The sequence below is a fragment of the Pseudocitrobacter cyperus genome (genome assembly GCF_039889165.1).
GTDB lineage: Bacteria > Pseudomonadota > Gammaproteobacteria > Enterobacterales > Enterobacteriaceae > Pseudocitrobacter > Pseudocitrobacter cyperus.
The window spans coordinates 51840-65251 of record NZ_JAYMYY010000007.1 but is presented as its reverse complement, the minus strand read 5'-3'; the positions used below and the strand labels follow the sequence as shown (position 1 = coordinate 65251).

The following is a 13412-nucleotide window of genomic DNA, read 5'->3' as shown; positions in this document are numbered from 1 at the left end:
CATGGCCTCTGAAACGGAGAAAAATTCTGCAATATCAATCATCGCCTGACCCCTGATTCCTCCTCAACTCCCGCCAATACTGACAATTAACATTGCATTCACTTTCCTGAATTGTGATGTAACGCATTCTGTTACATTTGTCATTGTCTATAGTTTGTCCGCAGGCGTGTTTTTCACCAACAATAACCCTACGAGGATAACTTTATGTGGAAGCGCTTACTTCTTGTCACAGCAGTTTCCGCAGCCATGACGTCTATGGTCATGGCTGCCCCTTTAACAGTGGGATTTTCGCAGGTAGGTTCTGAATCCGGCTGGCGCGCAGCGGAAACCAACGTTGCGAAGAGTGAAGCGCAGAAACGCGGCATCACCCTGAAAATCGCCGATGGTCAGCAAAAACAAGAGAACCAAATCAAAGCGGTACGCTCGTTCATCGCTCAGGGCGTTGACGCGATTTTCATTGCGCCAGTGGTGGCGACAGGCTGGGAACCTGTGCTGAAAGAAGCGAAAGACGCGCAAATTCCGGTGTTCCTGCTCGACCGATCCATTGATGTGAAAGATAAATCGCTCTATATGACCACCGTCACCGCCAACAACGTACTGGAAGGGCAGTTGATTGGCGACTGGCTGGTGAAAACCGTCGACGGCAAACAGTGTAATGTCGTTGAACTGCAAGGCACCGTGGGCGCGAGTGTGGCGATTGACCGTAAGAAAGGCTTCGCAGAAGCCATCGCCAAAGCGCCAAACATCAAGATCATCCGTTCCCAGTCTGGCGACTTTACCCGCAGCAAGGGTAAAGAGGTGATGGAGAGCTTTATCAAGGCCGAGAACAACGGCAAGAATATCTGCATGGTTTACGCCCATAACGACGACATGGTGATCGGCGCGATTCAGGCGATTAAAGAAGCGGGTCTGAAACCAGGTAAAGATATCCTCACTGGCTCTATTGATGGCGTACCAGATATCTATAAAGCGATGATTGCCGGTGAAGCAAACGCCAGCGTCGAGCTGACGCCAAACATGGCTGGCCCGGCGTTTGATGCGCTGGAGAAATTCAAAAAAGACGGCACGATGCCGGAGAAAGTGACCGTCACCAAATCAACGCTTTACCTGCCTGATACGGCAAAAGAAGAGTTAGAGAAGAAGAAAAATATGGGGTATTGAGTTTGGCCCCTCACCCCGACCCTCTCCCGCAGGGAGAGGGAGAAAACCGGGGAAGAATCTAACCATTTGCACAAGCCATCCCCTCTCCCCTCTGGGGAGAGGGTTAGGGTGAGGGGGGAAACCATGACCACCAACCAACATCAGGAAATCCTCCGCACCGAAGGATTGAGCAAACTCTTCCCCGGCGTCAAAGCGCTGGATAACGTCGATTTCAGCCTGCGGCGCGGTGAGATCATGGCGCTGCTCGGTGAAAATGGTGCAGGGAAATCGACGCTTATCAAAGCGTTAACCGGCGTTTACCATGCCGATCGCGGCACGATCTGGCTCGATGGCAAAATTATCTCGCCAAAAAATACCGCTCATGCCCAGCAACTGGGGATCGGCACGGTGTATCAGGAAGTGAATCTGCTGCCCAATATGTCGGTGGCGGATAATCTTTTCATTGGCCGCGAGCCGAGACGCTTCGGATTCCTGTGTCGCAAAGAGATGGAAAAGCGCGCCACCGCGCTGATGGGATCCTACGGTTTTTCGCTGGATGTGCGCGAGCCGCTCAACCGCTTCTCGGTGGCGATGCAGCAAATTGTGGCGATCTGTCGTGCCATCGATCTCTCCGCCAAAGTGTTGATCCTTGATGAACCTACCGCCAGCCTCGATACCAAAGAGGTGGAGATGTTATTCACCCTGATGCGTCAATTACGCGATCAGGGGGTTAGCCTGATCTTCGTCACCCACTTTCTCGATCAGGTGTATGCGGTGAGCGATCGCATCACCGTGCTGCGCAACGGCGCGTTTGTCGGCTGTCGGGAAACGCGCGAGCTTCCGCAGATCGAACTGGTAAAAATGATGCTGGGCCGCGAACTGGACACCCACGCATTGCAGCGTGCAGGGCGTACTTTGCTGAGCGATAAACCTATCGCTGCGTTTGAAGGATTTGGCAAAAAGGGCACTATCGAACCGTTCGATCTCCAGGTGCGGCCCGGTGAGATCGTAGGCCTCGCCGGGCTGCTCGGTTCCGGGCGAACCGAAACGGCGGAAGTGATCTTCGGTATCAAACCCGCCGACAGCGGCACGGCGACGATCAAAGGTAAACAGCAAACCCTGCGCTCTCCGCACCAGGCCTCCTGCCTGGGGATCGGCTTCTGCCCGGAAGATCGCAAAACCGACGGTATCATCGCTGCCGCTTCTGTGCGGGAAAATATCATTCTGGCATTGCAGGCGCAGCGCGGCTGGCTGCGGCCGATTCCGCGCAAAGAACAAAATGAGATTGCCGGGCGTTTTATCCGCCAGCTTGGTATTCGCACGCCGAGCGCTGAACAGCCAATCGAATTTCTCTCCGGCGGCAATCAGCAAAAAGTGCTGCTCTCGCGCTGGCTGCTGACGCGCCCGCAGTTCCTGATCCTCGATGAACCCACGCGCGGGATCGACGTCGGCGCGCATGCGGAGATCATCCGCCTGATCGAAACCCTGTGTGCCGATGGGCTGGCGCTGCTGGTGATTTCATCTGAACTGGAAGAGCTGGTGGGCTATGCCGACCGGATAATCATCATGCGCGATCGCCGACAGGTGGCGGAGATCCCTCTCGATAAGCTCTCCGTTCCGGCCATTATGAATGCTATTGCGGCATAAGGAGTAAATCGTGATGCCACAATCTGTTCCCCAGCCAGGCCAGCCCAAACGCCGCTTCAAATGGCCGACGGGCATGCCGCAAATCATTGCGCTTCTTCTGGTGCTGCTGGTCGATAGCCTCGTCTCGCCGCACTTTTTACAGGTGGTGTTGCAGGACGGGCGCTTGTTCGGCAGCCCGATTGATATTCTCAACCGCGCGGCTCCCGTTGCGTTGCTGGCTATCGGCATGACGCTGGTGATCGCTACCGGAGGGATTGACCTTTCCGTTGGCGCGGTAATGGCGATTGCCGGGGCGACGGCGGCCTCGATGACCGTCGCCGGGCATAGCCTGCCCGTCGTGCTGCTGGCGGCACTCGGTTCCGGCGTGCTGGCGGGATTATGGAACGGCATCCTGGTTGCCATCCTCAAAATCCAGCCCTTTGTGGCCACGCTGATTCTGATGGTTGCCGGACGCGGCGTGGCGCAACTGATCACCACCGGGCAAATCGTCACCTTTGATTCGCCGCATCTGGCGTGGCTGGGCAGCGGCTCGCTGCTGCTGTTCCCGACTCCGGTGATTATCGCGCTGGTGACGCTGCTGATTTTCTGGCTGTTTACCCGTAAAACGGCGCTGGGGATGTTTATTGAAGCAGTGGGCATCAACATCCGTGCGGCGAAAAATGCCGGGGTAAATACGCGCATTGTGGTGATGCTGACCTATGTGCTGAGCGGTGTCTGTGCGGCCATCGCCGGGGTGATTGTCGCGGCGGATATTCGCGGCGCGGACGCCAATAACGCCGGGTTATGGCTGGAGCTGGACGCCATTCTGGCGGTGGTGATTGGCGGCGGCTCGCTGATGGGCGGGCGCTTTAATCTTCTGCTCTCGGTGGTGGGGGCGTTGATTATCCAGGGGATGAATACCGGGATCCTGCTTTCGGGTTTTCCGCCGGAGCTGAATCAGGTAGTCAAAGCGGTGGTGGTGATGTGTGTGCTGATTGTCCAGTCGCCACGCTTTATTAGCATACTGAAGGGGATGCGCGGCCATGATAAAACGTAACCTACCGCTGATGATCACGCTCGGCGTGTTCATCCTCGGTTATCTCTACTGCCTGACGCAGTTTCCCGGCTTCGCCTCAACGCGGGTGATTTGCAACATTCTTACCGATAACGCGTTTCTGGGGATCATTGCGGTCGGCATGACCTTTGTGATCCTCTCCGGCGGGATCGATCTCTCAGTGGGTTCGGTGATCGCCTTCACCGGCGTGTTCCTCGCTAAAGCGATCGGCTTCTGGGGGATCTCGCCGCTGCTGGCCTTCCCGCTGGTGCTGGTGATGGGCTGCGCGTTCGGCGCATTTATGGGGCTGCTGATTGATGCGCTGAAAATCCCGGCATTCATCATTACGCTTGCGGGGATGTTTTTCCTGCGCGGCGTCAGTTATCTGGTCTCCGAAGAGTCGATTCCGATTAACCACCCGATTTACGACACGCTTTCTAGCCTGGCGTGGATGATCCCCGGCGGTGGGCGTCTGAGCGCGATGGGGCTGTTGATGCTGATGGTGGTGGTGATTGGCATTTTCCTCGCTCATCGCACCCGCTTTGGTAATCAGGTCTATGCTATCGGCGGTAGCGCCACGTCAGCGAACCTGATGGGGATTTCAACCCGTAGCACGACGATTCGAATTTACATGCTCTCTACGGGTCTGGCGACGCTTGCCGGGATCGTTTTCTCTGTCTACACCCAGGCCGGTTATGCGCTGGCGGGTGTTGGCGTCGAGCTGGATGCGATTGCCTCGGTGGTGATTGGCGGGACGTTGCTGAGCGGTGGGGTCGGGACGGTGCTGGGCACGCTGTTTGGCGTAGGGATTCAGGGGTTGATTCAAACCTACATCAACTTTGACGGTACGCTCAGTTCATGGTGGACGAAGATTGCGATTGGTATCCTGCTGTTTATCTTTATCGCCCTGCAACGTGCGCTGACGGTGCTGTGGGAGAATCGGCAGAATGCATCTGTAACGCGGATAGCAACGAACAAACTGTAAGCCCGGCCAGCAAAGCGCCGCCGGGCTTTCCATCAACGGTATTACGCGTCCGGGAACTCGCGAATAAAGCGCTCGACCTCTTCCACCATATGGTCGTTACCCACGAAGAAGGAACGACGCTGGTGCAGGGTTTCCGGCATGATATCCAGAATACGCTGTTTACCATCGCTGGCTTTACCACCCGCTTGTTCCGCGAGGAACGCCATCGGGTTGCATTCGTATAGCAGGCGCAGTTTCCCTTCCGGGTGGCTGGCGGTGCTTGGATAGAGGTAGATGCCGCCCTTCAGCAGGTTGCGGTGGAAATCTGCCACCAGAGAACCGATGTAGCGCGAGGTGTACGGGCGCTGCGTCGATTTATCTTCTTCCTGGCAGAATTTGATGTATTTCTTCACGCCCATCGGGAAACGAATATAGTTGCCTTCGTTGATGGAGTAAGTGCTGCCTTTGGCCGGGAAGCGCATGCGCTCCTGACTCAGGCAGAACACGCCCAGCGACGGGTCGTAGGTGAAGGCGTGGACGCCGCAACCGGTGGTGTAGACCAGCATGGTTGAGGAGCCGTAAACCACGTAACCGGCAGCAACCTGTTTGTTGCCCGGCTGCAGGAAATCTTCTTCAGTGACCGGCGTGCCGACAGGCGTCACGCGGCGATAGATAGAGAATATCGTCCCGACGGAGACGTTCACGTCGATGTTAGAGGAGCCGTCCAGTGGATCCATTAACACCACATATTTTGCATGTTCACACCCTTCAAAGACCACAATCTCGTCTTCTTCTTCGGATGCGATGCCTGCGACGATATCGCGGGCGCGCAGTGCGGCTTTCAGTTTTTCGTTGGCGAACAGATCGAGTTTTTGCTGCACCTCGCCCTGAACATTTTCAGCACCGCTGGCACCCAGGATATCGACCAGACCCGCTTTGTTGATATCGCGATGGATGATTTTGGCACCTAACTTTATTGCCGACAGCAGAGCGGTAAGCTCACCGGTCGCATGAGAAAACTCATGCTGTTTCTCGACAATAAATTCACCTAACGTTTTCATAACACTTTCCCTGCAGTTAATGTGGAGTAAAGCGACTGCAACAATCTTAACAAAGAATAAAAAGAATGCGCACAGGTGAATCGCGCCAGCAAAGTACGGAATATCCTGAAATGCATTTCGCTGGTGGCGAACATATGGGTAAAATGTGCGGCATATTAGAGAAGGATAGTGACGTATGCGCATTCATATTTTGGGAATTTGTGGCACTTTCATGGGCGGCCTGGCAATGCTGGCCCGCTCCCTCGGCCATGAAGTAACGGGCTCGGATGCGAATGTGTATCCGCCGATGAGCACGCTGCTTGAGAACCAGGGCATTGATTTAATTCAGGGTTATGACGCCAGTCAGCTCGACCCGCAGCCGGATCTGGTGATCATCGGCAACGCGATGACGCGCGGTAATCCGTGTGTTGAGGCGGTACTGGAAAAGAACATTCCGTACATGTCCGGCCCGCAGTGGCTGCATGATTTCGTCCTGCGCGACCGCTGGGTACTGGCCGTTTCCGGTACGCACGGTAAAACCACCACCGCCGGGATGGCGACCTGGATCCTCGAAGCCTGCGGCTATAAGCCTGGCTTTGTAATTGGCGGTGTGCCGGGGAACTTCGACGTCTCCGCGCGTCTGGGCGACAGCCCGTTCTTCGTCATTGAAGCCGATGAGTACGACTGCGCCTTCTTCGATAAGCGTTCTAAATTTGTGCATTACTGCCCGCGCACCTTGATCCTCAACAACCTTGAGTTTGACCACGCGGATATCTTTGACGATCTAAAAGCGATTCAGAAACAGTTCCATCACCTGGTGCGCATTGTTCCGGGACAGGGACGCATTATCTGGCCGGAAAACGACATCAACCTGAAGCAGACGATGGCGATGGGTTGCTGGAGCGAGCAGGAGCTGGTGGGCGAACAGGGCCACTGGCAGGCGAAAAAACTGAACGCCGATGCCTCCGAGTGGGAAGTGCTGCTGGATGGCGACGTCGTCGGTCAGGTGAAATGGGGCCTGGTGGGCGAGCACAACATGCACAACGGCCTGATGGCGATTGCTGCTGCGCGTCACGTGGGTGTTACCCCTGCGGATGCGGCCAACGCGCTGGGTACGTTCATCAACGCCCGTCGTCGCCTTGAACTGCGCGGTGAAGCCAACGGCGTCAGCGTCTACGATGACTTTGCGCACCATCCGACGGCCATCCTCGCCACGCTTCAGGCGCTGCGCGGCAAAGTCGGCGGTACGGCGCGTATTCTGGCAGTGCTGGAACCGCGTTCAAACACCATGAAAATGGGTGTCTGCAAAGACGATCTCGCCCCGTCACTGGGTCGCGCGGATGAAGTGTTCCTGCTTCAGCCGCAGCACATTCCGTGGCAGGTGGCGGAAGTGGCGGAAGCCTGCGTGCAGCCGGCGCACTGGAGTGCTGACGTCGATACGCTGGTGGACATGGTGCTGAAAACCGCGCACCCGGGCGACCACATTCTGGTGATGAGCAACGGCGGTTTCGGCGGTATCCATCAGAAACTGCTGGACGGCCTGGCGAAAAAAGCGGAACAGCAACAACAGTAACCTCACTCAGGTCAGGTTTCTGCGCAGCCAACCGGGAAACCGGTTGGCTTTTTTATTGGTAAATTTCCGCGGAGAACACGGATGCTTTCGACACATAAACTTACTTCAACAGACTCGGCGCTTTTTGCGCGCGTCGATGCGCTCTACGCGCAGGCTTTTCCGTGGCATGAACAGCGCGAAGCAGCGGCGAAAGTTCAGGCACTTAACGACCCGCGCTATGCGCTGGAAGCGTGGTTCGACGGTGAGCAATTTGTGGGGATGAGCGGTAGCTGGCGGCTGGGAAAGATGCTTTACATTGAGCATCTGGCGGTTGATAGCGCTTTACGCTCAAAAGGTTACGGCAAGATTTTGCTGGCTGAACTTCTGACCCGCGCTCCGTTAACGGTGCTGGAGATTGACCCGCTTACCACTGAGGTTGCCCATCGGCGGCTACGGTTTTATGAATCAATGGGATTTATAGCGAACCCGTGGGCGCACGCGCACCCGACCTATCATCAGGGGATTGCCGATCATGAACTGGTGGTGCTGAGCTATCCGCAGGGGCTCGATGCGGTGGGGTATCAGCGGTTTAATGAGGGGTTGTGCGGGGTGGTGATGGGGTAGACACATTCCCCTCACCCCGGCCCTCTCCCCAAAGGGGCGAGGGAGAAAATCAGCACCGGTCTGAATAACGAGTGCTTACCATCCCCTCTCCCCTTTGGGGAGAGGGTTAGGGTGAGGGGGCAAAACCTGCTCCCGCCTTACCCTTTGTTCTCCGCCAGTTCGCGCAGATACTGGAAAATCAGACGCGCAGATTTCGGCGGCTTATTCCCTTCTTTCTCTTTCTTCGCGTTGCGGATCAGTGAGCGCAGTTGCTGACGGTCAGCATTCGGCCACAGATTCAGCACTTCATCCATCGCTTCATCACCGTTATCAATCAGACGATCGCGTAACTGCTCCAGTTTATGGAACAGGGCAACCTGCTGGTTATGGCGGTTCTTCAGCTTATCCAGCGCCTGGCGAATCGGCTCGACGTCGCGGCTACGCAACATTTTACCGATCAACTGCATCTGGCGGCGGCGACCCTCTTTCTTGATACGCTGCGCCAGTTCAATGGCGGCGCGCAGGTCATCATCGAGCGGGATTTTATCCAGCGCGTTTTTACCCAGGTCGACGATCTCACCGCCAAGCTGCTTCAGCTCTTCGGCGTCACGTTTAATTTCACTTTTACTGACCCAGATAATTTCATCATCTTCGTCTTCGATATCATCACCGGGGACGTCGTCGAGCCAGTCTTCGGGCTGCTTTGTCATTTCAGGCTCCTTAAAAAAGAGGCTAATACTAACAGCTTGGGCGCACACTGAGAAAGGGTTCTCTGTTAGACTTCAGGTAACTTTACCTAACATTATGGCATTGGCGATGAAAGTAATCACACAAGTTGCAGAGCAGCGCATTGCGCTGGAAAAAGCTGTCTCCACCGCGCTGGAACTGGCATCCGGCAAATCCGATGGTGCAGAAGTCGCAGTGAGTAAGACCACGGGCATTGGCGTCAGCACCCGTTATGGTGAAGTGGAAAACGTTGAATTTAATAGCGATGGTGCGCTTGGCATCACCGTTTATCACCAGAATCGCAAGGGCAGCGCGTCCTCAACCGACCTTAGCCCGGATGCGATTGCGCGTACCGTTCAGGCGGCGCTGGATATCGCCCGTTATACCTCGCCAGACCCATGTGCGGGCGTTGCAGAAAAAGATCTGCTGGCCTTCGATGCGCCGGATCTCGATCTGTTCCACCCGGCTGAAGTCACGCCGGATGAAGCAATTGACTATGCCGCCCGCGCAGAACAGGCATCCCTGAAGGCGGACAAACGCATTACCAATACCGAAGGCGGTAGTTTTAACAGTCACTACGGCATCAAAGTGTTTGGCAACAGCCACGGCATGCTGCAAAGCTACTGCTCGACGCGCCACTCGCTCTCCAGTTGCGTGATTGCTGAAGCCAACGGCGACATGGAGCGTGATTACGCCTACACCATTGGCCGCGCGTTAGGCGATCTGCAAACGCCGGAAGCGGTGGGGGAAGAGTGTGCCCGCCGCACGCTGGCTCGCCTGTCGCCGCGCAAACTCTCCACCATGAAAGCGCCGGTGATTTTCGCCAATGAAGTGGCGACCGGGCTGTTTGGTCATCTGGTTGGCGCGATTGCTGGTGGTTCGGTGTATCGCAAATCGACCTTCCTGCTCGACTCGCTCGGTAAGCAGATCCTGCCGGAGTGGCTGACCATTGAAGAGCATCCGCATCTGCTGAAAGGGCTGGCCTCAACGCCGTTCGATAGCGAAGGCGTGCGCACTGAGCGTCGCGATATCATCAAAGATGGCGTGCTGATGCAGTGGCTGCTGACGAATTACTCTGCGCGGAAACTGGGCCTGAAGAGTACTGGTCATGCGGGCGGCATTCACAACTGGCGCATCGCCGGACGTGGGTTGAGTTTTGAAAAGTTGCTTAAAGAGATGGGAACAGGTCTTGTCGTCACCGAACTGATGGGACAAGGTGTCAGCGGCATTACCGGCGACTATTCTCGCGGTGCATCCGGTTTCTGGGTCGAAAACGGCGAGATCCAGTATCCGGTCAGTGAGATTACGATCGCAGGAAATCTCAAAGATATGTGGCGTAATATCGTCACGATTGCTGACGACATCGAAACGCGCAGCAATATCCAGTGTGGCTCCGTGCTTCTGCCGGAGATGAAAATCGCCGGGCAATAACGCCCGGTTTTTACGGACGCGCCCTGCGGCGTCTGATTGCTTAATAATAAAAAAGGAAGTGAGCAATGCGTAAAAAACTCTTAGCAATGTTGGCCGTTTCTTCTCTCGCGTTGGGCGCGGCAGCACCTGCGTTCGCCGATCTCGAAGAGGATATGGAAACGCTGGCGAAAAACCTCAAAGTGGTGGAAAGCACCTCGGATGCGACCGAACTGAAAGCGGCGCTTACCGAAATGCGTACCGCGGCGCTGGACGCCAAGAAAGAGACACCACCGAAGCTGGAAAGCAAAGCGGCTGACAGCGCCGAGATGAAAGATTATCGCCACGGCTTTGACGTGCTGGTCAGTCAAATCGACGGTGCGCTGAAGCTGGCGAACGAAGGTAAAGTTCAGGAAGCCAAAGCGGCGGCGGAAGCGTTTAAAACCACCCGCAACGAGAACCACAAGAAGTTTCGTTGATTATTAGCGAGCACCGGATGGCGGCCACGACTCGCCATCCGGCACCTCCACGCATATAAGCAAACCTTATCCACCTCACATTTCCGCACAAATCCTCAATACTGTTTCTGCCGCTGAATTTCCGTTTCAGGGCATATCCGTGTGATTAGTGTCACGCTTTTCCGCCGATAAATCGTCAAAACCGCTAATTTTGTGGCACAGATCACTGGCCTCCTTCACCTTTCCACTTCGAAGTGGAAAACAACTCGCTACAAACCCGCAACGCGCACCGTTACTTTGAACCCAGAGCCATTAACGGGGTAAGACGAGTGATGAATGCAGCGGTATTGAACAATGATGTGGCACCGGCAGCGCAAACAGAACAGCTTGCCGACACCATGCTGAAGCAGGTTTTCGCCCTGTTACGCAGCCACAACATTATCCCCAACGACGTACAGGAACAGATGTTGACCTCTCACCTGCGCGCAATGGCGCATCGGTCTGTGACCGGTGAGCCGCTGCCGGAAGTGGATGCCAGCCTGTTCGACGAAATTTCACCAGAATCAATGCAACTTGCCCGCGAAGTGGTCGCGCAGTTTGGCAATCTTCCTGAAGAAGAGTCCTGGCTGCTTTCCGTTCACTTCGAAGTCGCAAAAGAAAACCTTTAAGGAGCAAAACATGGAACAGATTACCGTTGTGATTGGCGATCGTTTAGGCAAAGGCCAGAAAGTGGCCGCAGGCGTTGAAAAAGCGGGTGGTCGTGCCGTGGTCGTACCGGGTGTCGCCGCAGACATGAAGCTGGGCGACATGATGAAAGCGGAAAACGCCACCTTCGGCATCTCCTTCTGCGGCAGCGGCGGCGCGGGTGCCATTACCGCACAGACCAAATATGGCTACAAAGCCAAATACGGCATGCGTTCCGTCGACGAAGGCGTTACCGCGATTAACGAAGGCTGCAACGTACTGGGCTTCGGCTTTATGGATAAAGAAGAGCTGGGCGAGCGTCTGGTACAGGCGTGGCAGAAGAAGTACGGCGCGTGAGTATGAAACAACAGTTCACCACCACGGTGAGAGTTAAAGGGAAAGGCGACGCCAAAGCGCGCGCCTTTGCCGACGCGCTAAATCATGTCCAGGCGGCGGTGATGAAAGGTACGCCGCATATCTTACTGCGTATTGAGCCACAGGATGTGCAGGTTGTTCATGCGTATGAAGCGGTGCGCAAAGAAGCATTCTTGTTCTTCTTTTTGCGCCGGGAACGACGCACCTACAGCGTGGAGCTGGACGTGACCGTCAACGTGACCGCCATCAATCTCGATAACGTGGATTTCGTCACGCAGAGCTAAATCACACAGAAGGGCAGACTGATGTTCTTAATTATATTAATAAAATCGCTCATTATCGGCGGCCTGGTCGGCGTCGGTGTAGGAGCCGGTGCTGCACGCATGTTCCATGCGCCTACCACGCAAGGTATGGGCGCGTTTCGTACGTTGGGGGAGCTGAACTCCTGTGAGGGCGACCCGGCATCACACTTCTCCTTTGGCCTTGGCTTCTTCTTTAACGCCTGGGCCTCTTCCGTTGCAGCAGGTTCATTTACCCAGGACGTTGACCACCGCATTATCCCGAACTGGGGCGCGGCGGCGCTGATGATCAAAAACCGTAACGTCGGCGAGACGCTGCACGATCCGAAGAAAATGGCGATTGCCTGCGGCGTGATCGGCATGCTGGTCGTCACCTTCCTCAACTTAACCGCTTCCTCCGTCCCTGAATCATTGCAGGTTACTGCGGTTAAGGTGCTGGTTCCGGCGGCAAACCTGCTGGTGAACACCGTGATGCCAGTGATTTTCTGGCTGGCGGCAATTGACGCGGGCAAGAAATCGGGCTTCTGGGCCACCGTTTTTGGCGGCGCAGCGCAGATGATCATGGGCAACGCCGTACCGGGTCTGGTGCTGGGTATCCTGATTGGTAAGGGCGTTGAAGAGAGCGGCTGGAACCGCATCACCAAAGTGATGATGAGCGCCATCGTGGTGCTGTTTGTCCTGAGCGCCTTCTTCCGCGGCTTCGACATGAAGATGATCGAATCCTTCCACCTGACCGTGCCGAACTGGCTCGATCTGATCCACAGTTCGCTCAGCGGCAAATAACGGGAGCCCCGAAATGGAACAGAATAAAGGTTTTTGGTATGCCGACTGGTCGTTCCCGATCTTCGTTGGCCTGCTCTCATCCGGCGTGTTCGCCGGGACGCACATGTACTACCTCTACGGCATCGGCGCATTTAACGAAGTGGCGTTTGTCTCGATGCTGCGCGCCGGGATTGATACCGGCGCTTACGGCGCGGTGGCGGCGTTTGGCGCAAGCTTCCTGTTTGCCCGCATCATCGAAGGTTCGCTGGTGGGGATTCTGGATATCGGCGGCGCAATTCAAACCGGCGTCGGCCTCGGCGTTCCGGCGCTGTTGCTCGGTGCGGGCATCATGTTCCCGGTGACTAACTTCATCGCGTCTCTGATTACCGGCCTGGTGATTGGCCTGGCGATTGGCTACGTCATTATTCTGGCGCGTAAGTTCACCATCAATCAGAGCGACTCGACCTACGGGGCGGACGTGATGATGGGCGCGGGTAACGCCTCCGGCCGCTTCCTCGGGCCATTGATTATTCTCAGCGCGATGACCGCTTCCATTCCAATCGGTATCGGTTCCCTGCTTGGCGCGCTGCTGTTCTACCTCTGGCAGAAGCCGATTACCGGCGGTGCGATTCTGGGCGCGATGCTGTTTGGCGCGCTGTTCCCAATCGCGATTAGCTAACTCCCCCGCGGGCGTGAATACGCCCGCACTTACAGGAGAACGA

Annotated in this window: 15 protein-coding genes; 13 read left to right on the top strand and 2 right to left on the bottom strand. The window is 55.9% G+C overall.

All coding sequences use genetic code 11. From position 1 onward, the window contains the following. Positions 1–204: 204 nt before the first annotated feature. The 4 genes from ytfQ to yjfF all read left to right on the top strand — a co-directional run bounded on the left by ytfQ (position 205) and on the right by yjfF (position 4805). Positions 205–1161: a galactofuranose ABC transporter, galactofuranose-binding protein YtfQ gene (gene ytfQ / locus VSR74_RS19315; RefSeq protein WP_347796211.1), complete on the top strand. Its 957-nt coding sequence runs from the start codon at positions 205–207 to the stop codon at positions 1159–1161. 123 nt (positions 1162–1284) lie between these two features. After that, the gene (ytfR, locus tag VSR74_RS19310; RefSeq protein WP_347796210.1) at positions 1285–2787 is read left to right on the top strand and encodes a galactofuranose ABC transporter, ATP-binding protein YtfR; all 1503 of its coding nucleotides are present in this window, start codon (positions 1285–1287) and stop codon (positions 2785–2787) included. 10 nt (positions 2788–2797) lie between these two features. Beyond that, complete coding sequence (gene ytfT / locus VSR74_RS19305) at positions 2798–3823, top strand: galactofuranose ABC transporter, ATP-binding protein YtfT (RefSeq protein WP_347796209.1); 1026 nt, start codon at positions 2798–2800, stop codon at positions 3821–3823. Beyond that, positions 3810–4805, top strand: a complete 996-nt coding sequence (yjfF, locus tag VSR74_RS19300) for a galactofuranose ABC transporter, permease protein YjfF (RefSeq protein ID WP_347796208.1) — start codon at positions 3810–3812, stop codon at positions 4803–4805. Before ytfT ends, yjfF begins: the two co-directional genes overlap by 14 nt. Positions 4806–4846: 41 nt before the next feature. On the opposite strand, the gene fbp is transcribed toward yjfF, so the two are convergent. Further along, the gene (gene fbp, locus VSR74_RS19295) at positions 4847–5845 is read right to left on the bottom strand and encodes a class 1 fructose-bisphosphatase (RefSeq protein ID WP_347796207.1); all 999 of its coding nucleotides are present in this window, start codon (positions 5843–5845) and stop codon (positions 4847–4849) included. Positions 5846–6020: 175 nt separating this feature from the next. Here fbp and mpl point away from each other — a divergent pair, with 175 nt between their 5' ends. Next, the gene (mpl, locus tag VSR74_RS19290) at positions 6021–7397 is read left to right on the top strand and encodes a UDP-N-acetylmuramate:L-alanyl-gamma-D-glutamyl-meso-diaminopimelate ligase (RefSeq protein WP_347796206.1); all 1377 of its coding nucleotides are present in this window, start codon (positions 6021–6023) and stop codon (positions 7395–7397) included. Positions 7398–7478: 81 nt separating this feature from the next. Further along, on the top strand, positions 7479–8000 hold the full coding sequence (locus VSR74_RS19285) for a GNAT family N-acetyltransferase (protein WP_347796205.1): 522 nt from the start codon (positions 7479–7481) through the stop codon (positions 7998–8000). 137 nt (positions 8001–8137) lie between these two features. Here the strand turns inward: VSR74_RS19285 and yjgA are convergent, their stop codons facing one another. Next, the gene (gene yjgA / locus VSR74_RS19280; protein WP_347796204.1) at positions 8138–8689 is read right to left on the bottom strand and encodes a ribosome biogenesis factor YjgA; all 552 of its coding nucleotides are present in this window, start codon (positions 8687–8689) and stop codon (positions 8138–8140) included. Between the two features lie 94 nt (positions 8690–8783). Here yjgA and pmbA point away from each other — a divergent pair, with 94 nt between their 5' ends. The 7 genes from pmbA to VSR74_RS19245 all read left to right on the top strand — a co-directional run bounded on the left by pmbA (position 8784) and on the right by VSR74_RS19245 (position 13369). Continuing rightward, on the top strand, positions 8784–10136 hold the full coding sequence (pmbA, locus tag VSR74_RS19275) for a metalloprotease PmbA (protein ID WP_347796203.1): 1353 nt from the start codon (positions 8784–8786) through the stop codon (positions 10134–10136). Between the two features lie 65 nt (positions 10137–10201). Beyond that, the gene (gene cybC / locus VSR74_RS19270; protein ID WP_347796202.1) at positions 10202–10591 is read left to right on the top strand and encodes a cytochrome b562; all 390 of its coding nucleotides are present in this window, start codon (positions 10202–10204) and stop codon (positions 10589–10591) included. A gap of 308 nt (positions 10592–10899) precedes the next feature. Then, entirely contained in the window at positions 10900–11238 is a 339-nt protein-coding gene (locus VSR74_RS19265) for a glycine dehydrogenase (protein ID WP_411914269.1), read from the top strand. 10 nt (positions 11239–11248) lie between these two features. Beyond that, positions 11249–11611, top strand: coding sequence for an SFCGS family glycine-rich protein (locus tag VSR74_RS19260; protein ID WP_015966151.1), 363 nt, complete (start codon positions 11249–11251; stop codon positions 11609–11611). A 2-nt stretch (positions 11612–11613) separates the two neighbouring features. After that, positions 11614–11913: a DUF4312 family protein gene (locus VSR74_RS19255; RefSeq protein ID WP_347796201.1), complete on the top strand. Its 300-nt coding sequence runs from the start codon at positions 11614–11616 to the stop codon at positions 11911–11913. A gap of 21 nt (positions 11914–11934) precedes the next feature. Beyond that, positions 11935–12711 carry a DUF4311 domain-containing protein gene (locus VSR74_RS19250; protein WP_015966149.1) on the top strand — a complete coding sequence of 259 codons (777 nt, stop codon included), beginning with the start codon at positions 11935–11937 and terminating at the stop codon, positions 12709–12711. Positions 12712–12724: 13 nt separating this feature from the next. Then, entirely contained in the window at positions 12725–13369 is a 645-nt protein-coding gene (locus VSR74_RS19245; RefSeq protein WP_015966148.1) for a DUF4310 family protein, read from the top strand. Positions 13370–13412 lie beyond the last annotated feature (43 nt).